Annotated in this window: 22 protein-coding genes; 14 read left to right on the top strand and 8 right to left on the bottom strand. The window is 44.9% G+C overall.

From position 1 onward, the window contains the following. Window positions 1–62 precede the first annotated feature (62 nt). From Q0N89_RS03925 to Q0N89_RS03890, 8 genes are all read right to left on the bottom strand, one after another. Window positions 63–2,783 carry an autotransporter domain-containing protein gene (locus tag Q0N89_RS03925; protein WP_294033580.1) on the bottom strand — a complete coding sequence of 907 codons (2,721 nt, stop codon included), beginning with the start codon at window positions 2,781–2,783 and terminating at the stop codon, window positions 63–65. 233 nt (window positions 2,784–3,016) lie between these two features. Then, window positions 3,017–3,709 carry an NBR1-Ig-like domain-containing protein gene (locus Q0N89_RS03920; RefSeq protein ID WP_294033578.1) on the bottom strand — a complete coding sequence of 231 codons (693 nt, stop codon included), beginning with the start codon at window positions 3,707–3,709 and terminating at the stop codon, window positions 3,017–3,019. A gap of 467 nt (window positions 3,710–4,176) precedes the next feature. Next, the gene (gene adk, locus Q0N89_RS03915; RefSeq protein WP_294033601.1) at window positions 4,177–4,833 is read right to left on the bottom strand and encodes an adenylate kinase; all 657 of its coding nucleotides are present in this window, start codon (window positions 4,831–4,833) and stop codon (window positions 4,177–4,179) included. A 242-nt stretch (window positions 4,834–5,075) separates the two neighbouring features. Beyond that, window positions 5,076–6,335, bottom strand: coding sequence for a c-type cytochrome biogenesis protein CcmI (gene ccmI, locus Q0N89_RS03910; protein ID WP_294033576.1), 1,260 nt, complete (start codon window positions 6,333–6,335; stop codon window positions 5,076–5,078). Between the two features lie 9 nt (window positions 6,336–6,344). Beyond that, on the bottom strand, window positions 6,345–6,848 hold the full coding sequence (locus Q0N89_RS03905) for a cytochrome c-type biogenesis protein (RefSeq protein ID WP_294033574.1): 504 nt from the start codon (window positions 6,846–6,848) through the stop codon (window positions 6,345–6,347). 9 nt (window positions 6,849–6,857) lie between these two features. Continuing rightward, the gene (locus Q0N89_RS03900; protein ID WP_294033572.1) at window positions 6,858–7,436 is read right to left on the bottom strand and encodes a DsbE family thiol:disulfide interchange protein; all 579 of its coding nucleotides are present in this window, start codon (window positions 7,434–7,436) and stop codon (window positions 6,858–6,860) included. Window positions 7,437–7,438: 2 nt separating this feature from the next. Further along, window positions 7,439–9,442 (bottom strand): heme lyase CcmF/NrfE family subunit, encoded by a 2,004-nt coding sequence (locus Q0N89_RS03895; RefSeq protein ID WP_294033570.1) that lies wholly within the window; start codon window positions 9,440–9,442, stop codon window positions 7,439–7,441. Window positions 9,443–9,562: 120 nt separating this feature from the next. After that, window positions 9,563–10,885 carry a hypothetical protein gene (locus tag Q0N89_RS03890; protein ID WP_294033568.1) on the bottom strand — a complete coding sequence of 441 codons (1,323 nt, stop codon included), beginning with the start codon at window positions 10,883–10,885 and terminating at the stop codon, window positions 9,563–9,565. A 308-nt stretch (window positions 10,886–11,193) separates the two neighbouring features. Here Q0N89_RS03890 and Q0N89_RS03885 point away from each other — a divergent pair, with 308 nt between their 5' ends. The 14 genes from Q0N89_RS03885 to Q0N89_RS03820 all read left to right on the top strand — a co-directional run bounded on the left by Q0N89_RS03885 (window position 11,194) and on the right by Q0N89_RS03820 (window position 22,952). After that, window positions 11,194–11,643 (top strand): hypothetical protein, encoded by a 450-nt coding sequence (locus tag Q0N89_RS03885; protein ID WP_294033567.1) that lies wholly within the window; start codon window positions 11,194–11,196, stop codon window positions 11,641–11,643. Between the two features lie 88 nt (window positions 11,644–11,731). Further along, complete coding sequence (rsmD, locus tag Q0N89_RS03880) at window positions 11,732–12,331, top strand: 16S rRNA (guanine(966)-N(2))-methyltransferase RsmD (protein WP_294033565.1); 600 nt, start codon at window positions 11,732–11,734, stop codon at window positions 12,329–12,331. A 27-nt stretch (window positions 12,332–12,358) separates the two neighbouring features. Next, on the top strand, window positions 12,359–12,550 hold the full coding sequence (locus Q0N89_RS03875) for an NF038104 family lipoprotein (protein WP_294033563.1): 192 nt from the start codon (window positions 12,359–12,361) through the stop codon (window positions 12,548–12,550). Between the two features lie 222 nt (window positions 12,551–12,772). Then, window positions 12,773–13,204: a 50S ribosomal protein L13 gene (gene rplM, locus Q0N89_RS03870; RefSeq protein ID WP_078254213.1), complete on the top strand. Its 432-nt coding sequence runs from the start codon at window positions 12,773–12,775 to the stop codon at window positions 13,202–13,204. Window positions 13,205–13,213: 9 nt separating this feature from the next. After that, window positions 13,214–13,600: a 30S ribosomal protein S9 gene (gene rpsI / locus Q0N89_RS03865; RefSeq protein ID WP_078254214.1), complete on the top strand. Its 387-nt coding sequence runs from the start codon at window positions 13,214–13,216 to the stop codon at window positions 13,598–13,600. 599 nt (window positions 13,601–14,199) lie between these two features. Next, window positions 14,200–14,784 carry a ubiquinol-cytochrome c reductase iron-sulfur subunit gene (petA, locus tag Q0N89_RS03860; RefSeq protein ID WP_294033558.1) on the top strand — a complete coding sequence of 195 codons (585 nt, stop codon included), beginning with the start codon at window positions 14,200–14,202 and terminating at the stop codon, window positions 14,782–14,784. 23 nt (window positions 14,785–14,807) lie between these two features. Then, window positions 14,808–16,013 carry a cytochrome bc complex cytochrome b subunit gene (locus Q0N89_RS03855; protein WP_294033599.1) on the top strand — a complete coding sequence of 402 codons (1,206 nt, stop codon included), beginning with the start codon at window positions 14,808–14,810 and terminating at the stop codon, window positions 16,011–16,013. Then, complete coding sequence (locus tag Q0N89_RS03850) at window positions 16,013–16,738, top strand: cytochrome c1 (RefSeq protein ID WP_294033556.1); 726 nt, start codon at window positions 16,013–16,015, stop codon at window positions 16,736–16,738. Before Q0N89_RS03855 ends, Q0N89_RS03850 begins: the two co-directional genes overlap by 1 nt. Before the next feature lie 145 nt (window positions 16,739–16,883). Then, entirely contained in the window at window positions 16,884–17,513 is a 630-nt protein-coding gene (locus tag Q0N89_RS03845) for a glutathione S-transferase N-terminal domain-containing protein (protein ID WP_294033554.1), read from the top strand. Continuing rightward, window positions 17,510–17,923 (top strand): ClpXP protease specificity-enhancing factor, encoded by a 414-nt coding sequence (locus Q0N89_RS03840; protein WP_294033552.1) that lies wholly within the window; start codon window positions 17,510–17,512, stop codon window positions 17,921–17,923. Before Q0N89_RS03845 ends, Q0N89_RS03840 begins: the two co-directional genes overlap by 4 nt. Window positions 17,924–17,970: 47 nt before the next feature. Next, window positions 17,971–19,416 carry a TolC family protein gene (locus Q0N89_RS03835; RefSeq protein ID WP_294033550.1) on the top strand — a complete coding sequence of 482 codons (1,446 nt, stop codon included), beginning with the start codon at window positions 17,971–17,973 and terminating at the stop codon, window positions 19,414–19,416. Window positions 19,417–19,452: 36 nt separating this feature from the next. Then, entirely contained in the window at window positions 19,453–20,610 is a 1,158-nt protein-coding gene (locus tag Q0N89_RS03830) for an HlyD family secretion protein (RefSeq protein ID WP_294033548.1), read from the top strand. Window positions 20,611–20,652: 42 nt separating this feature from the next. Then, complete coding sequence (locus tag Q0N89_RS03825) at window positions 20,653–21,846, top strand: ABC transporter permease (protein WP_294033546.1); 1,194 nt, start codon at window positions 20,653–20,655, stop codon at window positions 21,844–21,846. Further along, window positions 21,843–22,952, top strand: coding sequence for an ABC transporter permease (locus Q0N89_RS03820; protein WP_294033544.1), 1,110 nt, complete (start codon window positions 21,843–21,845; stop codon window positions 22,950–22,952). Before Q0N89_RS03825 ends, Q0N89_RS03820 begins: the two co-directional genes overlap by 4 nt. Window positions 22,953–23,017 lie beyond the last annotated feature (65 nt).

Genomic DNA, 23,017 nt, shown 5'->3' with positions numbered 1-23,017 from the left:
TACAAACAAAAAAAACCAAAGGCAAGCACAAAGCCTGCCTTTGGTTGTGGTGATCAATTGGATTAGAACTTATATTTCAGCTGTAGTACCGCGCCATGATCTTGTTGATCTTTGCGGAACTCGCCCGAATACTGCGCACCCAGCTCCAGTGCTTGACTAGGTTGGAAGCGCAAGCCTAGACCTGCCGAGCCTGCCAATTTCTCAGCTTTGCGTACATTGGCATCGAACAGCTGTTCAGGCTGACCTTCAAACGCCATCAATACACGATCATTCGATGATTGGTCATAATGACCTGCCAGATGACCTGTCAACTGCACATTATTCGCCAACGCTTTAGCGAAATGCACACCTGCGGTATGGCGCAAGGTATGGTATTTTTGCTTATCTGATTTATAATGCAAGCCACTCAGATTCTGAGATAGCCCAGTTTCTGCATAGGCATCTGTTTGCACTTGAGTGAAGCGTACTTGGAAGTATGGCGATACATGATTGTGCTCAGAACCGATACGATGGTCAATACCAAAACCAGCTTGGCTGATGCTGCTATCATAGTCCGCTTTTGCAACTTGAGTAGTGCTTGCCAAGGTGACATCACGCTCCGTCTTGATATTGGATGTGCCATAGCTCACAAAGCCATTTAGATGCGTCTCTTCGCTCGCTGCATAATCAGCATACAGATAGCCTTGGGTGGTATCTGATTTGAGCGATTGTTTGGTTGCACCTACAGAATCCAAATCACCTTTTGAGTAGCCAACCGCACCACCGATGCGCAGATTATCAGTCAGCATACCATCGACACCAATGACAGTGCCATAAGATGAGCCGTCATAACCTGCCAGCTGGTCTTTTTTGTCCAGCTGATGGCTATAGCCTAGCGCCTGAATCCAGACTTGATTGCTCAAATCTTCGCTACGCTTGAATACTGAGTGACCGTCTGCATCAGAACCTTGTGCAATACTGGTACGAGTATTAAAGATACGATCAGTGATTGACTGCGTGGCGATGTTTTGTTGCTCATGGATGATATTTGCAGCTTTGGCATTCACCACAGGTTGTAAGCTTGCCACAAAGTTTGCAGCATTTTGTTCAGGCTTGGTTGCATCTTCTGCATTTTCAGCCAAATTGACAATCGCACCAAGTGTGGTGTCTGCTGTAAGCACCGTATCCAATGCTTTGGCAAGATTGCCCAATTCAGTTGCCTGAGTCTTTTGCACCGCATGATAATGCGGGAAATCAGGATGGAACGGGAATGGGTCTGTCGGCTGAACCGGCTCTACCGGCTGAGTAGGTTGAACTGGCGTTACTGGCTCTACAGGTTTGGTTGGCTCTGTAGGCTGAACTGGTTTTGTCACGCCTACCAATTTTAGATGTACGCTGTTACCCTCATAGACAGGATTGATGCCTGTATTTTGGATGGTAGTGCCGTCATCATCCACCACATCAAACTGCCCAAACTGACCGCTCAATGTCGTCGCCTTAACCACATCATTCCATTGGGTAGCGGTGTTACTATTGATAAGCTGACGAACAGCATCACGGGCTTTGACAGAGAGCTTACCCTTGCTCACATCTAGCTTGCCTTCCCAAAGGAGCTGTCCGTAGTTATTAGCATCAGTAAGAACAATGCGCAATTCTTCGCCATTCATGGTGTAATCTTTGCCAGTAATCTTCAATACACCATCGCGCACAGTTAAGACATCACCAAAATGTGCACTATTAAAGTGCATAGTAAGTGTACCTTTACCACGCTTAACAAAACCAACTTGTTCATCAGCAGATTTGGTACTGATATTACGAATGACGGCATTTGGATTGATAGTCACATCAAACCCATTGGTGTTAAACTCCAAGCCACCATCACCGATTTCAATGCGGTCATTGGGGGTAAAATCCAAGAAAAACTTCTCTCCCGAGAAATTATTACCCATAACACGAATATCTGCACCATCAAAGATGATGTGTGATGACTGCGCTTCTGGTGCGCGAGCAATATTTTTAACATTAAGATTGGCGCCATTGGTCACTTGTAGCTTACCATGTCCAAGCTCACCCACCATAATCATATCAGCATTGACTGTTGCGTCATTACTCACATTTAGAGTGCCTGTCCCTTTCTCAGCACCGAGTGTAATCAAACTAGCTTCAAGTTTGGAATTGGCGCCATCTACATTAACAGTTCCTTGACCGGTATCACCAGCTGCAAGATAGATTTCGGTTGCCTTTGCTGATGAGCCACTATTGATATTAAGCGTACCAATACCACCTGCGCCAACAAGCAAAAACCAATCTGCATTCAGCTTGCCCATATTGGTGACGTTTACCACGCCCTCAGCTTGCTTTGTTACCACACCGTTATCTGTGCGTGCATAGCCACCCAACTCGATGCTATCAGCTGATTGGACGGTAGCATTATCAATATTTAATGTGCCTTTACCTTTAAGACCGATAGAAATATGTTTATATTCTTCATTGGCATGGTCACCCTTAGCGGTCATTGCTCCAGTTGCACCATTGCTAAGACTGACTGTCGCTTGAGAGTCATATTCGCTAGCTACCAATATATTGTCATCATTATGTTTATAGGTCGTGCTACCTGAATGATATTCATCCGAATTAATAATAAGCTCTTTTGCCATCGCAGGACTACTTGCCATAGCAACTGCTACAGCCAAAGGTGCTAATACTGTTTTGCTTGATGATTTACCACGAGCTTTGGCGATTTCAGAAACACATTGCCACACACCCAAAGCACGATTAAAAATAACACGATAACTACGATTCATATCTGATCCTTTTCATAAACCATAAATACAGTTTAGCAATACACAATTACATAAACTGGTTAAATTTTAACATGAGTGCAGGGATGTTTTAATGGCTTAAATGAGAATGATTAGCGATAGTTACATGGTTGTTCAAAAAGTTGACATGGATCAGTGGCCAATACTGGCACAAAAAAACCAAGCTCTGCTACTGACAAAGCTTGGTTTTATTATCATACCACCATGAGCAAAAGCTAAAAAGCTAAAAACTGACCCCAAACGATCGCACAAGAATCGATACCGAGGCACCAATGCCCGATCGATGGGAAGCATAACTCACCTTCGGCATTCACCATCTTCCAATAGGAGATATAACGCCCTGCCACCATAGGAGCATCGAACTTCACCGTCAAGGTCACCATCTCACCCGGATGAGTCGTCGGGATAGGGATGGCACTGTGATGTGGCTTGAGTTGATAATCACTGGCAGGCTGACCATTGGGATAATGATCTGTAGCCAACTCACTGTCGATACAAACCAAATACCGCCCTTCCCATACCACATCACCGACATTTTGTAGTGTCCATGATTTCTCAAAAGTCGAGCCTGATGCGATGATAGAGCCATCAGGGACAGTCTCATCAATAAAGCCACTGGCATCACCCTGCTGGCGAGCTGGCCCAGCGGACACCAAGCAAGGTTTCTCTTCGAGCACACCAAACTCAGCCCACTTCAGACGGAACAAAATCGTATGATGCACGCTCATAGCATTAGCCAAGCTCAGTAGATGCGGTATCTTTGGTGTCGTTTTTGGGTCGAGCATATGATACAGCGTCCCACGGGCGATACCTGCATTTTCCGCCAATCTTTCAAGGCTAATCCCGTGCTGAGCACACCAGCGACGGACATAGTCGGATAATGGGCTATCAGTATGCCTATTTCTCATTCCAAGCTCTCAATCTTTTGGTAACAACACACCTCATCCCCCTGTAATGTAGAACAAATCCACAGAAAGGAGGCATCTGATAAAACTGATGAATAACTGTATATTTATAACATTATCTAAAGTAATCTTGGTTACTTTATTCGGCTACTTCTTATTTATTGTATCAAAAAATAAAATCGTTTTGTAAACATATCCAAAAAATGTCGATTTTTTGAACAACTTATTATTCCAGCACAATTTTAACAATATTTATACTTGACAAATGAAAATTTGGGTTTTTGGTTGGTTAAGATGCTGATTTTAGGTCCTGGCACACACTAGATCCAACATAGTCAGCTACCAACAAAAAAACCAAGCTCCTGTATAGCACAGAAGCTTGGCCCTATATCCACTCATGATTACTACATCAAGCCTAAAATCAGCTCAATGTCATATGGTGTGTCAAATCCTGTTATCACAAGAGCGAGTTACTTACTCTTTAGCACCGCAAAAATCTCATCACGCACGGTGTCGATAGCTTTTGTGCCATCAAAGTCGTGATACGCAGGGGCGTTCTCGCCTGATTGGGCAACTTGTTGATAATGACCAATCAGTGTCGCAGTCTGTGCATGATAGACTGACAGACGGTCGCGTACGACTTCTTCTTTGTCATCATCACGCTGTACCAGTGGCTCACCAGTCACATCATCGACGCCTTCGACTTTTGGTGGGTTATACACCACATGATAAGTACGACCCGATGCAAGGTGCGCACGGCGACCTGACATACGGCTGACAATCTCATCATCAGGCACGCTGATTTCGATGACAAAATCAATATCCACGCCTGCTGCCGCTAGTGCTTCTGCTTGTGGAATCGTACGCGGAAAACCATCAAAAATACAGCCGTTAGCACAGTCTGGCTGACTGATACGCTCTTTGACCAAATTGATAATCAGCTCATCAGACACCAGCTGACCTGCATCCATGACGCTCTTGGCAAGCTTACCAAGCTCCGTGCCTTCTTTGATAGCAGCTCGTAGCATATCCCCTGTTGAGATTTGTGGAATGTCGAACTCTTTTGAGATAAGCTGTGCTTGAGTGCCCTTGCCTGCACCTGGTGGGCCTAATAGAATGATACGCATCATAATAATTCTCCGAATGTTGTCATGAATGGCGGATAGTCGCCCGATTGCCCTAGCTACTATAAAGCACGATGCCAAATTGTTCAAGTAATTTTATGACAAAATCTAATAAAGTGTGCGATTTTTGTGAACTTAGCAGTTTATAATAAATATATGTTATAAATAATAAAAAACTTGCACCATTTGGCGCAAGTTTTTTGTTAATATACTCAAATTACTGTAATCTAATCGGATTACCAAGATTATGGCACGACTTGAGAAATCGTCAAGGACACCGCCGACTGCTTATCAAGCACCACAGGATTGGCTGATAAATCACCCGATTGAGCGATGGCATTGCCTGAGCTGCTGATGCGTGCATTGACCACCAAGACCTTGCCTGATGCACGACCACTTGAGAGTGTGCGTGATGGCATCATCGCATCTAGGTCGCTCAAGCTCACCACCACTTGATTGGCGCTTAGCTCACTGGCTGATAGGCGCTTGACCGCATACGGTGCACCACCTGTCTGCTCGCCAATTGACACAAACAGCACATCTTCAGGCTTGATTTGTGATGCCATCGCAGGGCTAATGGCGACAGTCACCGCCACACCTTGAGCGACTTGTGCTTCTTGGGCATCGATATTTGCCACAAGCTTATCAAGGCTTGCCAAGGCTTCAGAGCGGTCACCCGAACTTGCCACCAAGCTTGAGCGTAGGCGTGCAATCCATGCCTTAGCTTCGCTAAAGTTACCCGCTTTTGACTCACCCATTGCCATCATCATCAGCGCACCTTCATGCTTTGGATCTTTTTGCAAGATGCTCAAGATGGCATTTCGCGCCTTATCATCCATACGCCCTTCATTGACAAAGAAATTAGTCTGAGCAAATGTCAGTGCAATCTCTTCATTATCAGGCTCAAGACGATTGGCTCGTGCCAATGCTTCCATCGCTTGTGGCTTGGCATCAAGCATCATAAACAGCTCGGATAGACGCATCCAGCGATTGGCATCATAGGCATGATGATGCACATTGGTCTGCATGGCAGAGATGAGCGCCGCTGAGTCTTTGGTCGCCCATTCAGGTGGTGTATCAATCTTACCGGTCAATAAATCATCTGCCACTTGCCCTACCGTATCTTGGGCTTGCCATAGTGCAAACACAGGCGTACGGTCAGCTGTCGTCAGATATGCCACCGCCGCCAAAATCGGTATCCAAATCATCACAATGGCACGACCTTTTGCACCGACTGGTGCATGGCTTTCGGCGACTGTCTGTGCATCGAGTAGCTGGCGTTTTAGCTCGGTGATTTGTACTTGATAATGTGTATCATCAATCAGCCCTGCCGCCTTGTCTGCATCAAGCTCGGCGATACGCTCGCCAAAGACCTTGACATTGACCGACATCAACTGGTTATCTGTAGCTTTTTTTGTCTTTATCCAAGGCAAAATCACCACCAGCGACAACAGTACCGTCAAGACAGCACACAACGAAAAAAATAAAACCAAACTTTGTGTCATATACCGCCCTTAGTATTGTTGTTTGTCATCAGTCTTGTCGCCATGCTGAGCCAAAATCTTGGCAAGCTTGGCTTCTTCGCTACTACTCAAGGCCTGTGTATCATCAGCTGACAGCTGACTGCGACCTTTGCGAGCCTTATAAATCCAGCCTAGAATCAGTAGCACCAATAGCACAGGCGGAAAAAACCACAAAATCCAAGTCGATGGGCGCACGGGGGGTTTATAACTGATAAAATCCCCATAACGCTCAAACATATAGTTACGAATCTCGGTATCACTGCGACCGTCTTTGACCATTTCATAGGTTTTTTGTTTTAGGTCTTGAGCGATGGGTGCATCTGAGCCTGCTAAGTTTTGGTTTTGGCATTTTGGACAGCGGAATTCTTCAATCAGCCCACGATATTGCGCTTCTTGTTGTGGCGAATCAAATTCATAGATATCAATACTTGCCATCGCCATCGTACTGATACTCATGCCAAGTAGTAGCGCCATGATTGAGTGATTTAATTTCATCTAGGACTCCTACTCGCACGCTGCCAATTTAGCATCTTTGGTCAATGACTCATCAGCCACACTTGTCATGCACGCTTGCAGACTTGGCCAATTTTTCTCACCAACTTCACCCAAGACGTGCTTATACACCACGCCATCGGTGCCGACAATCATACTTTCAGGTGCACCTGTCAGACCCAATTCCAAGCCATATTTGCCTTCATAATCTTGGATGGTGTAGATAAATGGGTTTTGGTATTTGTCAATATAAGCCAACGCATTGGCAAGTTCATCTTTATAATTCACCCCAATCATCGGTACGCCTTTTGCGTGTAGCTCCATCAAAAATGGATGCTCAACATAGCAAGTCTGACACCATGAACCCCATACATTGAGCAAAAATGGCTCTTTTGGCAAATCACTATTGGTCATCGTGCGTGCAGGGTCGGACAGCAGCGGCAGGCTAAAAGCAGGCAACGGCTTACCCACCAGCTGACTGGTCTGCACATCAGTTTCTTTGCCCAGTCGCATAAATAGCATGATAACCAATCCGATAAAGATGACAAGCGGAATGATAAAAGTAAGCAAGCGTTTGTTTGACTTTGCCATATTTATGCTCCTTGATTGATGTGTTTTGCTTTTGATTTGCCAAGACGATAACGCTTATCAATGATGGCGATAAACGCACCGGCAGCCATGATAATCGCACCGAGCCAAATCCAGCGCACCATCGGCTTGACATAGACACGCACCGCCCAAGTGTTGTTATTGACTTTGCCTTTGGCATCAGTGATGGGCTCGCCAAGTGCCACATAGACTTCTTTTAATAGGCTTGGGCGCATACCCACTTCGGTCATTGGCATCATGCTGACGACATAATCACGCTTTTGTGGATATAGTGTGGTGATGAGCTTGTCGTTTTCTTTGACGGTGATGGTTGCTTGAGTGGCATCATAGTTCGCCCCTTTCACCTGTTCAAAAGCTTGTAGATGAAAATCATAACCTTGTACATGCACGCTGTCACCGACCGTCATAGCGACATCTTTTTCGATACTCATACTGCTTGTACCTGCCACACCCAGCACACAGACAAGCACACCCAGATGGGCAATTTGCATCCCCCAGTAGCTCGGTGATAGCTTGGTCAAGCCTTGAGCGATATTACCTTTGTTGTGCTTAAGCTTATCTTTGATGTCAAACACCATAAAGGCAAGCACCCATACGCTAAGAATACCTGTCACATACACGCTATAGTCAAATGCTGGCTCTTCGGCTAGCTGCGACATCAGCCACGCCACCGATGCACCAAGCACTATGGCACTGACACCGCACGCCATCATCGCCGCTAGTAGTGGACGGCTGTCATATTTATAACGCATCACCGCACCCACACCCATAAAGCCAAGCAGCAGCCAAGTCAAAGGCACAAACAATGCATTAAAATACGGTGGGCCAACAGAAACTTGACCAAGCTTAAAGAAATCAGCGATGATTGGATATAGCGTACCAAGTAGCACGACAAGCGTCGCCACAAGTAAAATTAGGTTGTTGATAACTAGCACAGTTTCACGAGATTTTAGCTTATAGCTACTCTCCACGGTCAATTTCCAACCACGCAAAGCAAACATCAATAAGCCAAAACCAATCACCACCGCCAAAATCGCCAGCACTGCCAAGCCACGAGTTGGGTCAGCGGCGAACGAATGCACCGAAGTAATCGCCCCTGAGCGCACCAAAAAAGTACCCAGCAAGCTAAGTGCAAACGAAAAAATCGCCAGCATAATTGTCCATGCCTTGAACACGCCACGCTTTTCGGTCACGGCAAGCGAGTGAATCAGCGCAGTAGAAGCCAGCCACGGCATCAATGAGGCATTCTCAACAGGGTCCCAGAACCACCAACCACCCCAGCCAAGCTCATAATACGCCCACCAAGAGCCCAGTGCGATACCTAGCGTCAAAAACGCCCAAGCGGTCAGCGTCCACGGACGACTCCAACGAGTCCACACGGCATCAAGTCGCCCTGCCCACAGCGCCGCCATACAAAACGCAAACGGCACAGCCAAGCCCACATAGCCCATATATAGCATCGGCGGATGGAAAATCAATCCCGGGTCTTGAAGTAGTGGATTTAGGTCAGCGCCATCGACAGGTAGATTTGGCAACACACGGTCATACGGTGATGAAGTAAAAATCATCATCGCAAGCATCATCGTCTGCACTGCACCTAGAATCGACAGCACACGAGCACGCATATCTAGGGGCAAGCCACGACTAAATACCGCAACGAGCATGCACCAAGTCGCCAAAATCGTCATCCATAATAGTAGCGAACCTTCGTGCCCACCCCAAGTCGCCGACAATTTATAATACCAAGGCAACAGGCTGTTTGAGTGCTTGGCGACATAAACCAAGCTAAAATCATTGTGCAAAAACCCTGCAATCAGTGCGCCAAACGACACCATCATCGCCAAAAATTGCGCCGTCGCTAGGCTTGGTGCCAGTCGTTGCCACTGCCCTTGGTGCTTGATTACGCCAATGGCAGGCAAAATCGCCTGTAATATCGCCAGCATAAACGCAAGCAATAGCGAAAAATATCCAAGTTCTGTTATTAACATCGTAAATGACTCATGTTACTGTGCAAATTACTGTGCAAAGTTTTTGCAGTGTTTTATAAATGGCTTATTGATGTCATACATCAATTAAGCAAAAGACTTGGTGGGTCGGATACCATTTTCCTAAAAAAACACCATCACCAAGTGCAACCAACCTGCCAAAAATCCCGTAATCCCCCCAAGCACGATGAGCGTCATCTCATCTTCTTGGAAAGCAGGTCTTAGCAGGTTTTGAAATTCTTTGGGCGTCAGCGCACGGATTCGCCCTTCAAATAACCCAAAAATCTTACTCGCTCTAGATGTATTGAGCTTAGGGTCACGGATTGGCACCATCGTCGCATCGATGGATTTATCCAAGATGGTATCTTTAAAATCATCCAAAGTACGCTCATCCATACCTACCTTGAGCGTCGTTGCCACCACAGGCGACTCTAGCATCTCATACAGATGCGATTTCATCAGCTCACGGGTCTTATTCGCTCGTAGCCCATACATCATCTCATGCATGATATTCTCAAGTGTTACAAGCTCATTGACGACGATTTCGGCAAACACGCTTGACACTTCATCTTGGCGTTTCATAAAACCGCCCTGCCATGAATAGTGATGCCAATGCGGACGCATCCAAACCACTTTTTTGGTATCACCATCCATCTCATAACGAAACAGACGAATAAATGGCACACGGCGTGGCTCAACAGGGTTGAACACCATCCAAATCGCAATCCAGTTGGTCAAAGCGCCCCACACCATCGCAAAAAACGGCACTGTCCAATGCTGCGGCACAAAATAAAACAGCACCATCTGCACCACACCAAAGCCAAAGCCAATCAATGCGCTGATTTTCCAAATAAAGTTAATTTCTTTTTTACCAACTCTTAGGAACATATCTACCATCAGCTTGCGGTCATTTTCCATCTTGCTGACAATCATCGCACGCATATCGACCAGCTCTTCGACATTATAAGTCAAATCCATGACAAGCGATTTCATGATATCTGGCAGTTTGGCGTGCACATGAGCATAGATACGACGACGAATGGCGTACGGCATATGCGTCCATAGGGCATACGAACGCTCAAGCATGATTTCATCAATCAAGCTTTCTAGGTTCTTATCCACCGTCGCTGTGATAAACTCCGCCATCTCTTCAGGCTCCATCGCCTGAAAAAATTCATCGAGTGAACCAAGCTTTGAGAGCGTCTGGTCAACAATCACGCCCGAGATTTTACCCGCTTTGGCAGGCACAATCCCCTGCCAGCCCAAGCCCTTGAGCCCAAAGGGCATATTTTTGATGGCAATGCCCCAAAACTTAATTGGACGAAACAGCATCTCAAGCGCCATCCACACGTGCGCCCAAGTGACAAAAGCCGTCACAGGCGGAATGGTCAGCATGGCGATAAATTCAGGATGTTCGGTCAGTGTTTGCCACAGGGTCGAAAACATGGGTTTGGTATAATCTTTGTGAGTATGTTAAATGGCGATAATTTTAACATAGTTTTTGTAAAGATGGTTGCTTTCATTTATCCAAAGCAGGCTCAAAAGGTGCTCAAGACAGGTTTTGTAAATAAATTGATACATCTATTTGGGTTATAAAAACATTTCTAGCAATTTTTGCCAAGCTTGACTATAATAAACCGCATTGATTTTGCAAGTATTTATCAAAATCACCGCCTTAAGCTTTTTGGCTGGCTTATTGATACAGTTGATAAAATGACTGATGAACAACTGATTAACAAAAGGATACGACGACAATGATGTTTTGGGAAATTTTGGCAACCGTATTTTCAGGGTTTTTGTTCGCAGGGCTTGTTCTGCCAATTCGATTGTTTTATAAAAAAACGCCAAAATGGATTGTACCAGCCGCTGCAGGCATTGGCATGATTTGTTTTCAGGTGTATAGCGAATACACATGGTTTGATGATACCAAAGCCAAGCTACCCGCAGGCAGTGTCATCGTCGCCGAAGTCTCAAAAAGCACTTGGTTTCGCCCTTGGTCGTATATCAAGCCACAGGTGTTTCAGTTTGTCGTGCTCGATACCGCCAATGTCAGCACTAATGGTACGCTTAAATCAGCCAATTTGTATTTTTTTGAGCGTCGTGCATTGGCTTATCCATTGGGCATTAGCGTTGATTGCAGTGTGCCTAAGCTTGAGTTTGACCCCAAGATGAATGATGCGATTGTCAAGGCTTTGTGTCAATAATTTTAAACATGATTTATAAATCATAAAATACACTGCTGTACAAGCTGTATAATGTATAAACAGTTATAAAAGCCAAATTTAGCCATTTATGAAAACCCAGAAAAATAACGACAAAAAAACCAATCAAGTACGCATCATCGGCGGTGTGCATAAGCGTCGTCTTTTATCCTTTATTGATGCCGATGGACTACGCCCGACGCCCGACCGCTTGCGTGAGACATTATTCAACTGGCTAATGGGTGCACTTACTGATGCTCGTGTGCTTGATGTCTGTGCAGGCAGCGGCGTGCTTGGCTTTGAGTGCATTTCTCGTGGTGCAGGCAGTGCGGTATTAATCGAAAAAAATCCCTTACAAGCTAAACAGCTGACCACCAATGCCAAGCTACTGCACATTGATACCACGACACGCATTATCAATGGTGATGCGGTAACGGTGATTGAGACATTAGGCACGCCTTTTGATATTATCTTTATCGACCCGCCCTACGCAGCGATGCTGTGGCAACCGCTGATAGATGCACTACAGGCTCATCAGCTCATGCATAGTGATACGCTGATTTATCTTGAAGCGGATAAGCTAATAGATGAAGTGCTCAATGAGCAGACACTTCAGCAATTTGACACCGTCAAATACACCAAAGTCGGGCAAGCGCACGCCTATTTACTCGCGCCTGTTGCCACGCTATAATGGCATAGCACATCATTTGGATAATTTATGAAAGCTATCTTATTAATCAGTTTATTGTCAAGCGCACTATTATTACAAGCTTGCGTCCATAAAGTCGTCACTGTACCTGCCAAAATCGCCTACAAAACCACCAAAGGCGTCGTCAAAGGCACGGCCGCTGTCGGCAAAGCCATCATCCCAGGCGATAGTGATAATGACGATGATGATAAGAAAAAGTGATACCCAATCACGGTATTTATGCCACTTATCAGTGACAAATCTTGACAAAAAAAGTTTATCAAATGCCAAATAGCACTTGCATTGGTGCTATAAAATTTGGTAAAATGGGGACTGTTTTTTGAGAGCCCTTCGTTTCCCCAACTTAAAAAACAAATAAAATCAAGCTTATGGCTTGAGATTTTTTATTTGTCTATCTCTCAAACTCAACTAAATAGGTTTTATATGACTACTACTATCAGTGCCAAACCCGCTGAAGTTGTACATGACTGGTATGTCGTGGACGCTGAAGGCAAAACACTAGGTCGCCTAGCTTCTGAAATTGCTTCTCGTCTGCGTGGCAAACACAAGCCATCGTACACTCCACACGTTGATACTGGCGATTATATCGTTGTGATCAATGCTGACAAAATTGCTGTAACTGGCAAAAAAGCTCAGGACAAGAAGTACTATCGCCACACTGGTTATCCAGGCGGTATCAAAGAGACCAACTTCACTAAACTTCTAGCGCACAAGCCAGAAGATGTGTTGCACAAAGCTGTAAAAGGCATGCTTCCAAAAGGTCCTTTGGGCTATGCAATGATCAAAAAGCTAAAACTGTATGCGGGTACTGAACACCCACACGCAGCTCAGCAACCTAAAGTACTAGACATCTAAGGAGACATTATGGAACGCAATTACGGCACTGGTCGCCGCAAGACTTCTACCGCTCGTGTCTTCTTGTCTAAAGGCACAGGTAACATCGTTGTAAACGGTAAATCACTTGACGAATACTTTGGTCGTGAAACTTCTCGTATGGTTGTTCGTCAGCCACTAGAACTTCTAGACCTATCTAACAGCGTTGATCTATACATCACTGTTGTTGGTGGCGGTATCAATGGTCAAGCAGGTGCAATCCGTCACGGTATCACTCGTGCATTGATCGAACAAGACGAAACTTACAAGCCTGCACTAAAAGCAGCTGGTTTCGTTACTCGTGATGCTCGTGAAGTTGAGCGTAAAAAACTTGGTCTGCGCAAAGCACGTCGTCGTCCACAGTTCTCAAAACGTTAATTTTACGATTATCGTTCAAAAAAACTCTCGATTGTTATCGGGAGTTTTTTATTATCCAGTATTTATCAAGTTTTGATAATTTATCTTACAAGAGTAAATTATCAAAATACACTAAAACCCAAAATTACACGCTTAATTTATTTCCACTTATATTTTTAAAAAATTGTAAAAAATTTAGTTAGTATAACTATAATTATTTTGGTTATTTTTAAATCAATTAATTTATATTTTCTAACTATAAAGTGTCAATTTGCCTAATTTTTATACAATTTTGGCTTAGCAAAGTAGAAATATTGGCGAAAATAAAGTAACAGATGAGTGATAAAAATTGGTCAAAAATTCTTGATTATACAATAATTTATTATACTGACATAAAATTAAATTAACAAAAGCCGCTTTTTTGTTAAATCATTAAAATTTTTGCGACTTTTTTTTGTATCTTAGCAATAGAAGAATTTATTTTATTACAAAAATAGCTTAAAATAGTCATATTTGTAAAAATAGGCACAGCAAATGTGGCATTTTAGATAAAAGTGTTTTATCATAGCCACACACCCAGTATGGGATATTCCCATTCTTATATTCTGGAGGAAGTTTTAATGAGCCATGCCGAAGGCGTGAATGTTAAACGCCGTAGAGTCCTAATCGCAACCACTGCTGCCATCGGTGCAGTTGGTGTTGGTGCGATTGCTACCCCATTTGTCCGTTCTTGGTATCCAAGCGCCAAAGCTGAAGCTGCTGGCGCTGCTGTCGTTCAAGACATCAGCGGTATCGAAAATGGCCAGATGATTACAGTCAAATATCGCGGCAAGCCAATTTTTGTCGTCAAGCGTACTGATGAGATGGTGGCAAACCTAGCTAAAGTCGCTCCTAAACTTAGCGATCCTAATTCTGAACAGTCAGTTCAGCCTGAAAACTGCAAAAACGAAACCCGCTCAATCTCTCCGCAGATTTTGGTCGTGGAAGGTGTTTGTACGCATCTTGGCTGTGCACCGACATTCCGTCCTGAAGTGGGCGCTGCCGACCTAGGTGGTGCAGACTGGTACGGCGGTTTCTTCTGCCCATGCCATGGTTCGCTATATGACCTAGCTGGTCGTGTTTATAGCGGCGTCCCTGCTCCGCTAAACCTACCAGTGCCAATTTATAGCATTGATGGCACGATTTTGACCGTTGGGGAGGCATAATCATGAGCGTTGCAAAAAAATTAATGAGCTGGGTGGATGCACGCTACCCTGCAACTGAGACTTATGAATATCATATGTCGAAGTACTACGCACCAAAGAACTTCAACTTCTGGTATTTCTTTGGCGTATTGTCGATGGTTGTTTTGGTCAATCAGCTGGTTACTGGTATTTGGCTAACCATGATGTTCAACCCAAGCGCAGAAGGTGCGTTTGCATCGCTTGAATACATCATGCGTGATGTTAAAGGCGGTTGGTTGATTCGCTATATGCACTCAACTGGTGCATCAGCATTCTTTATTGTCGTGTATCTGCATATGTTCCGTGGCTTGCTATACGGTTCTTATAAGAAACCGCGTGAGCTTGTATGGTTAATCGGTATGGGTATCTACCTATGCTTGATGGCTGAAGGTTTCTTCGGCTACCTACTACCATGGGGCAACATGTCATACTGGGGTGCACAGGTTATTTTGAACCTACCTGCAGCGATTCCATTTATTGGTGATGGTCTGGCTGAATGGGTTCGTGGTGACTACCTAATCTCTGGCATCACACTTAACCGTTTCTTCGCCCTACATGTCATCGCTATTCCGCTAGTGTTGGTTGGCTTGGTATTCATGCACCTAGTTGCACTACATCATGTCGGCTCAAACAACCCAGACGGTATCGACATTAAGAAACTAAAAGACAAAAACGGCGTGCCACTAGATGGCGTTCCATTCCACCCATACTACACAGTTCATGATATGGTTGGTATCGTTGTCTTCTTCATCTGCTTCTTTGCAGTGGTGTTCTTCGTACCTGAAGGTGGTGGCTACTTCCTAGAAAAACCAAACTTTGAAGTAGCAAATGGTTTAAAAACGCCGCCACACATTGCGCCAGTTTGGTACTATATGCCATTTTATGCCATCCTTCGTGCTGTTCCGCACAAACTTGGTGGTGTGATTGCAATGGGTGCTGCGATTGCTGTATTGTTCGTCCTACCATGGCTTGACCGTTCACCTGTTCGTTCAATCCGTTACAAAGGCATCCTATCAAAAATCGCTTTGGCAATCTTTGTTGTAAGCTTTATCATCCTAGGCTATCTAGGTGGTACTGCAGCTAGCCCAACCGCTACAATTGTTGGTCGTATCTGTACTGTACTTTATTTCCTATACTTCTTATTGATGCCTTTCTACACATCAATCGAGAAATGCAAACAACCACCTGAACGCGTAACTGGAGGTCACTAATGAAAGCACTGAATACACTAGCTAAGTTTGGTGCAGGTGCTGTATTGGCTACTGTTGGTGCTTTTGCAAGCACCAACGCCATGGCGGCAGGTGGCGCAGGTTGTGGCACTTATACCGAAGCTGATGGCACTGTAACTACGCTTCAATGCAGTAAAGCGCCAATTGACCTTACCAACAAAGGTTCGCTACAGCGTGGTGCCCAAACCTTTATGAACTACTGTGTCGGCTGTCATACTGCACAATATGTTCGCCACTCTCGTTTGGCACAGGATTTAGACATTCCACCTGAATTGGTCGAAAAGTACTTGATGGTAACAACCAATGCAATCGGTGATCACATCACTGCTGGCATTGATCCAGAAGTTCAGGCTAAATGGTTCGGTGCTGCGCCACCTGACCTATCGCTAGAGACTCGCCTGCGTGGTGATGATTGGGTATATACCTATCTACTAAGCTTCTATGAAGATCCAAGCCGTCCTTGGGGTGCAAACAACTTGGTACTTGCAAATGCTGCCATGCCACATGTATTGCACAATATGCAAGAGCAACTTGGTCAAGAAGAGTATGAAGCTCGTGTCGGTGACCTAGTGAACTTCATGGCATGGATGGCTGAGCCAGTCCGTCATGACCGTAAGATCTACGGTGCGTTTGTGATTTTATTCCTACTTATCCTACTAATTCCTGTTTACTTGTTGAACAAAGAATTCTGGAAAGATGTGAAATAATCATCAAACACCACAAAGCAAAAGGCTGATTGTCCTCAATCAGCCTTTTTGATTGACCAAGTTTTTATCCTTGAATTGAGATATTTTATACACATTCCCTAGATTTTTTGTTAAACTAACAGCGTATTTCTCCAAGCGTTGTCCAATGGAAAATTTATCGCAATTACCCCCAACACAGTTTATCCTATACGCCGACCAAGGGATCGACAGTCATTTGGTACGCCTACTGTTAGAAGAAAAGCGATTAAACTACCATCTACACACCATTGACGACGAACGTCCCGAAGAGTTAAGCGAGCTCAACCCCTATCGTACCCTGCCTGTGCTCGCCAATCGTGATGTGGCACTGTATGAAATCAATGTCATTTTTGAATATCTCGAAGAACGCCACCAGTTCCCAAGATTACTCCCCATTACCCCAAAAGAGCGTGCCCAAACTCGCTTGCTTGCTTGGCGACTACAAAAGGACTGGCTGTCAGAAGCATACACCCTACTGACTCATCCTGACAGCTATGATGTCAATAAAGCCGCTCAAGCCAAAAAATCACTTTCTGACTCACTCATCACGCTCTCGCCCTTATTTGGGCATAAGCCGTATTTTATGGCTGATGAATTCGGCTGGTGCGATGTAATTTTATTGCCCTTACTATGGCGGCTACCGCAGATGGGTATTGAGCTACCACGCCATCTTTGCCGACCATTGATTGAATATCAACAGCGACTATTTGAGCGAAATAGCTTTAAAGCCAGTTTGATTTTTAAGGATTATCCATGACCACACCAAAACGCCCTTATCTTATCCGTGCATTTCACGAGTGGCTAGAAGACAACGACTTCACCGCCTATATCATGATTGATGCCACACACCCTGATGTCGTCGCACCGCTACAATACGCCCAAGATGGCCGTTTGGTGCTTGCTTGCTCATATCAAGCGACGCATAATTTGATGATTGATAATGATGCCATCAGTTTCTCTGCACGCTTTGGTGGCGTCTCACAAGAGCTGTGGATACCGATGCAGGCGGTGATGGGTATTTATGCCAAAGAAGACCCTGAGCATGGGGCATTTTTTGACCCAGCAGAATATGACGGCTATCAAGCCGAGCAAGCAGATAGTGCATCTGATGACGATACCGACAACAAGCCATCAAGCAAAGGTACAACCTTACGCATTTTGGATTAGATTATTCTTATTGTCTGTATTGAAATTTTATTTAAGTGGTGAGAGTTATGCGGCTTTATGCACAATTTATCGGCGTCCTAATTGGCATTGCAAGCCTATCGACAACAGCGTACAGTTATAGCTTTGAGCAGGCTGAATCCGACCTGCTCACACAGTCAAATCGTGTACAAGCATCGGCATTGCTTAGCCAAGCTAGCGAACAAGAAGTCAAAGCCGTGCAGGGTTTGGGCAGGCCGACGGTATCGCTTAATATGCGAGCGCTTAGCTATCATCAGACCGCTGATATCTCAACGCAAGCACTCAAAAATCAGCTTGCTCAAGATGTTGGTCAACAGCTTGATCACCAAAGTGCCAATCTTGGCAATCTGGGTCTGGACGCCATTAGCGCAGAAATTGTCAATACCACAACACATACCCTACTAAATCGCGCTATCTCTCGCCTACCAAACGAAGTACATCTTGATGCAAAAGACAGCTCATTTAAACCAAGCATCGCTGTGACCATGCCAATCTATGCAGGTGGTGCGATTCGTAGCAGTCAGCAAATTGCCAAACTTGGTGCGCAGCGTCAATCATTGTCTGAACTTGAGCAGATTTCTCTTGAGCGACTCAATCTGATTCGTTTATATTTTGGTGCAAAATTACAACAAGCATTACAGCACAGCGCAAAAGCACAATATGATGCGATGCAACTTCATGTCAATAATGCACATCAACTTGAGCGAGTGGGCTTTATCAGTCGTGGTCAGCGGATGCAGTTTGAAGTGGCACGCAATCACGCTCAGCAGCTATATCAAAATAGCATGCTAACTTATGAACAAAGCCTGTTTCAATTACAAAGCTTATTAAACAGTCAGCACATCAGCACACTTACAACGCCATTATTTATCAATCACACCCTACAGCCAAATTGGGATAGCTTGGTAAATAAGCTCAACACCAATGCACCCACCAGTCAAAAACTTGCCAAAGATATCGAGCTTGCCAATGAGCGTGTCGGTTTGGCAAAATCCGCCAAAAAACCCAAAGTATTCGCCCTAGGTGAATACACACCTGATGACGGTGACTGGTTCGTCGGTATTGCTGCCAATTATACGCTATACTCTGGACTTGATCGTGATGCCAAAATTCAAGCAGCCAACCTGCAAGCACAAGCCGCTGCCTTAAGCGCCACACAAGCAACAACCGACTTAACAAGTGCCATGCATCTATCTTATCTAGAGCTACAACATGCGCAGCGCACACAGTCGCTACTTGCACAAAATAAAGCAGCAGCCATCGAAAATCTACGCATCCAAAGACTTGCTTTTAAAGAAGGATTTGGTACTGTCGCTGATGTCGTCGATGCCGAGACTCGATTACAACAAGTTGAAAGCGAGATGGCGACGAATGCTTATCGCTATGTGATGGCATTAGCAAATTTACTTCATCACACAGGCGAGCTTGATCAGTTTAGCCGCTATCTACATCAGGCCGATGTCATCACCTTATAATTATCATACACTATATAATTATCATACACTATCGCCATGACCAAAACACTCAAACCTTCAAAGCAGACAGACGAAACCCAAATCACCGAGCATAGCGAACCGCAAGCAGCTGATGCCACTTATAAAAAACGAAACAAAAAACCCATCGTGATTTTATTGGTGGCAGTCTTGATCGCATCGCTACTACTGCTCATCGCTTATGGACTGCTAAAAAGCTATGAAGATACTAGCACTGCACCACGCCCAGCCAATGAATCTAATGGGTTTATCGCCAAAACCAAAAACAAACTCGTGGGTGATGACATCATCACCTTGCAAGGGGAAGTTGATGGTGAAACCGTAAACCTAAGCACCAAACTACCAAGTCGCATCGATACCATCTATGTCAAAGAAGGACAAATGGTGAAAAAAGGCGAAATACTAGCCAAGCTCATTAGTCCAGAAATCGAAGCCAAAAAACAACAGGCTGATGCCGCCTTGCAATCTGCACTCGCAGCACAGCAAGCAACCATGCGTGGCACTCGCCAAGAAAATACCGATAGTTTATATGCCAATTGGCAAAGTCTGCAAGCCCAAGCCAAGCTCGCTCACGAAACTGCCAATCGGGGAGAATATCTATATCAAGAAGGTGTCATCAGTCGTCAGCGTCGTGACGAGATGATGGCAGCCAAAACATCATCGGCTGAGATGAGTGAAGCTGCACACCAGCAGTATCTCAAGGCAAAACATGGTCGTAGCGATGAAGCCAAATCCAGCGCTGATGCTCAAGTGCAAATCGCCAAGGCCGCCGTCGCCGAAGCACAAGCGCTCGATGCAGAGACAACGCTCATCGCCCCAATTGATGGTACGATCAATAAAATCTACGCCAAACCAAGCGAGCTTGTCGCCATCGCCGTCCCTGTGATTAGCATGATTCACCCAAGCGAACATGTGCTGCTAAGCGTGCGTGAAGACTACCTACCAAGCATCCGTAGTGCAGACACTCTGACGGGATATATCCCTGCGCTGGATAAAAAAGTCGATTTTCGCATCAGTCATATCGGCGCTGAAGGAGAGTTTGCCACCATCAAAAGCAACAAACAAACCGGCGGTTATGACATCAGAAGTTTTGAAGTGACACTCACACCAACCACGCCAATCGATGGACTGATCACAGGCATGAGCGTCATTTTTGATATTCGACTAAATCGTTAGAATCAAGTACATCAACATCATGGTCGCCATTTAGCTTTTTTTATGAGATACTCACCCAAGCCATCCGCATTTTCTCGATTTATGACAGGATTTTGTGACAGCTTTTTTCGTGAAGTGCGCAAAGTCTCTGATAGCCGTTGGGATTTGTTTGCGCTATTTGGCATACCACTATTGGTGATTGTGCTGTTTGGAAGTATGTTCATCCATACCAAAGCCGAACATCTACCCATCATGGTCGTCGATCGAGATCAAAGTGAGCTAAGCCATCATATCATCCGCCATATCAGCCATCATCAATCGCTGGATGCCGTCGCAGTCAGCCAAAATCCACAAGATGCCGAGCGTGCCATCAACACACTTGACATCGGCGGCTATCTATATATCCCAAAAAATGCCGAAACTCGTTTGGTCAATGCCGAAGATCCTGGACTGCTTTTGGTGTACAATCAAGCCTTATACAGCATGGGCAGTGGTAGCGCATCAGCGATGTCATCCGCAGCATTATCAGGTGTAGAGTCGTTTTTAAGTGAGTCGTATTTGGTAAACACCCTACCATCGTTGCACTTAGCATTACCTACTATCAAGGTGACAATTTTATTCAACCCCACGCTAAGTTATGAGCTATTTTTATCGCCGTTTGTGGTGGCAGCAGTATTGCATCTACTCTTAAGCTGTTTGGTGGCGTATGCCATAGGCACTGAATTTGCCGATGGCACAGCTAGCGATTGGCTCAAGGATTCACCCATTGCCGCTTTGCTTGGTAAAGTAAGTCTTTACACGCTAGTGATAATCCTGTGGGCGGCAATTTGGCTTACTTGGATGATTTGGGTGCGCCAATATGCCATCGCAGGTAGCGCACTGTGGTTGATGATGGCGCAGGTGCTATTTTATGGTGCTTATGCACTGTTTGGTGCTATGGTTGCTCTAGTTGTTCGTGATGCGAACAAAAGCTTTGGGCTGCTCGCGGTCTATGGCGGCTCATCGATGAGCTTTGCCGGTGTGTCATTACCGCTCAATAATGCGCCGACATTTACGCAGTTTTGGTCAAATATCATTCCATTTACTAGCTTTGCCAAGCTCCAAACCCAAAGTTGGATTATCGGTAGTCCTTGGCAGTCTATGTTGCCAAATTTACTCATCTTACTGCTATTTGTCATTCTCTTTGGCAGTATCTGCTTGATGTTGGTGCGCAAAATTGCCCACAATCTAGTCACCGATACAGGTGCATCATCATGAAGCAAGCATTTTTGACACTATTTCAAGACTGTATTGCAACTTTTCTTGCAATACTAAAAAATCGCTCTATTTTATTGACGATGGTGCTTTCAATCGGCTTTTATGGCATTTTTTATCCCACCGCTTATCATGCTCAGCATGCACAGGCACTCCCCCTAATCATCGTCGATGAAGAACAAAGCGCACTGAGCCACACCATCATCCGCACCACATCACACAGCCCAAATGTTGAAGTCATTGACATCACAAACAGCTTGCCCCAAGCGCTAAAACAAGTACGAAGTATGCAAGCAGAAGGGATACTATACCTGCCAAAGACACTCAGCCAAAGCATTCATCATGGCGAAACTGGTGGTATCGGACTGTATCTGAGTGGGGCTTATTTACTTAGAACACAGACGGTGAGCACAGGTCTGATCAGCTCGCTTGAACAGGTGCTTATTGATGAAATGGCTAAATTTACTCAAATCAGCCATCTACAACTACCGACACTTATACACAAACAGCCACTATTTAATACCACAAGCGGGTATGGCAGTTATGTTTTTCCCGCCATAGCTCCTTTGATTGTCCATCAGACGCTGCTACTTGGTGTCGGTATGCTTATTTGCGGTTTTCAACAAACACATCGAAGGCTACGCATCAGCCAACTCATCTCTGTATATCTCGTTGCGGGGTTGATTGGCACTTTATCAAGCTGGTATCTGTATGGCTTTGTGTTTTGGCAGCAGGACTATCCCCGTGGTGGCAATTTTTGGGGTATGGTGCTTGCGACACCGATTTTTGTCGGTGCTGTCATTGCCATCGCATCAGCACTGTCATCATTTTTTGATCGCTCTGAGCGAGTTGGGCAGTTGTTGATTTTTTCATCTGTGCCACTGTTTTTGTTATCAGGGCTTGCCTATCCTTTTGTTGGCATGCCAAAGTGGCTTGTCAATTTTGCCGAGCTTCTGCCAAGCACACAAGGTATTCAGATGTTTGTACAGCTTAATCAAATGGGCGTCCCTACCCAGCTCATCGCACCCAAGCTGTTTTATTTATTTGCCGTCATGCTCATCATGAGCCTGCTTGCTCTATGGCGACTGTGTCTTAAACCAAATGATTAACAACCAACCATACCAACGAATTTTAGATGATTTTTCTACCGATTTACGGTATGATAGACAGATTT

The sequence above is a fragment of the uncultured Moraxella sp. genome (assembly GCF_945873075.1).
In the GTDB taxonomy this organism is placed as follows: domain Bacteria; phylum Pseudomonadota; class Gammaproteobacteria; order Pseudomonadales; family Moraxellaceae; genus Moraxella.
The sequence above is the reverse complement of the archived record's forward strand: the minus strand, read 5'-3'. Positions and strand labels throughout refer to the sequence as shown.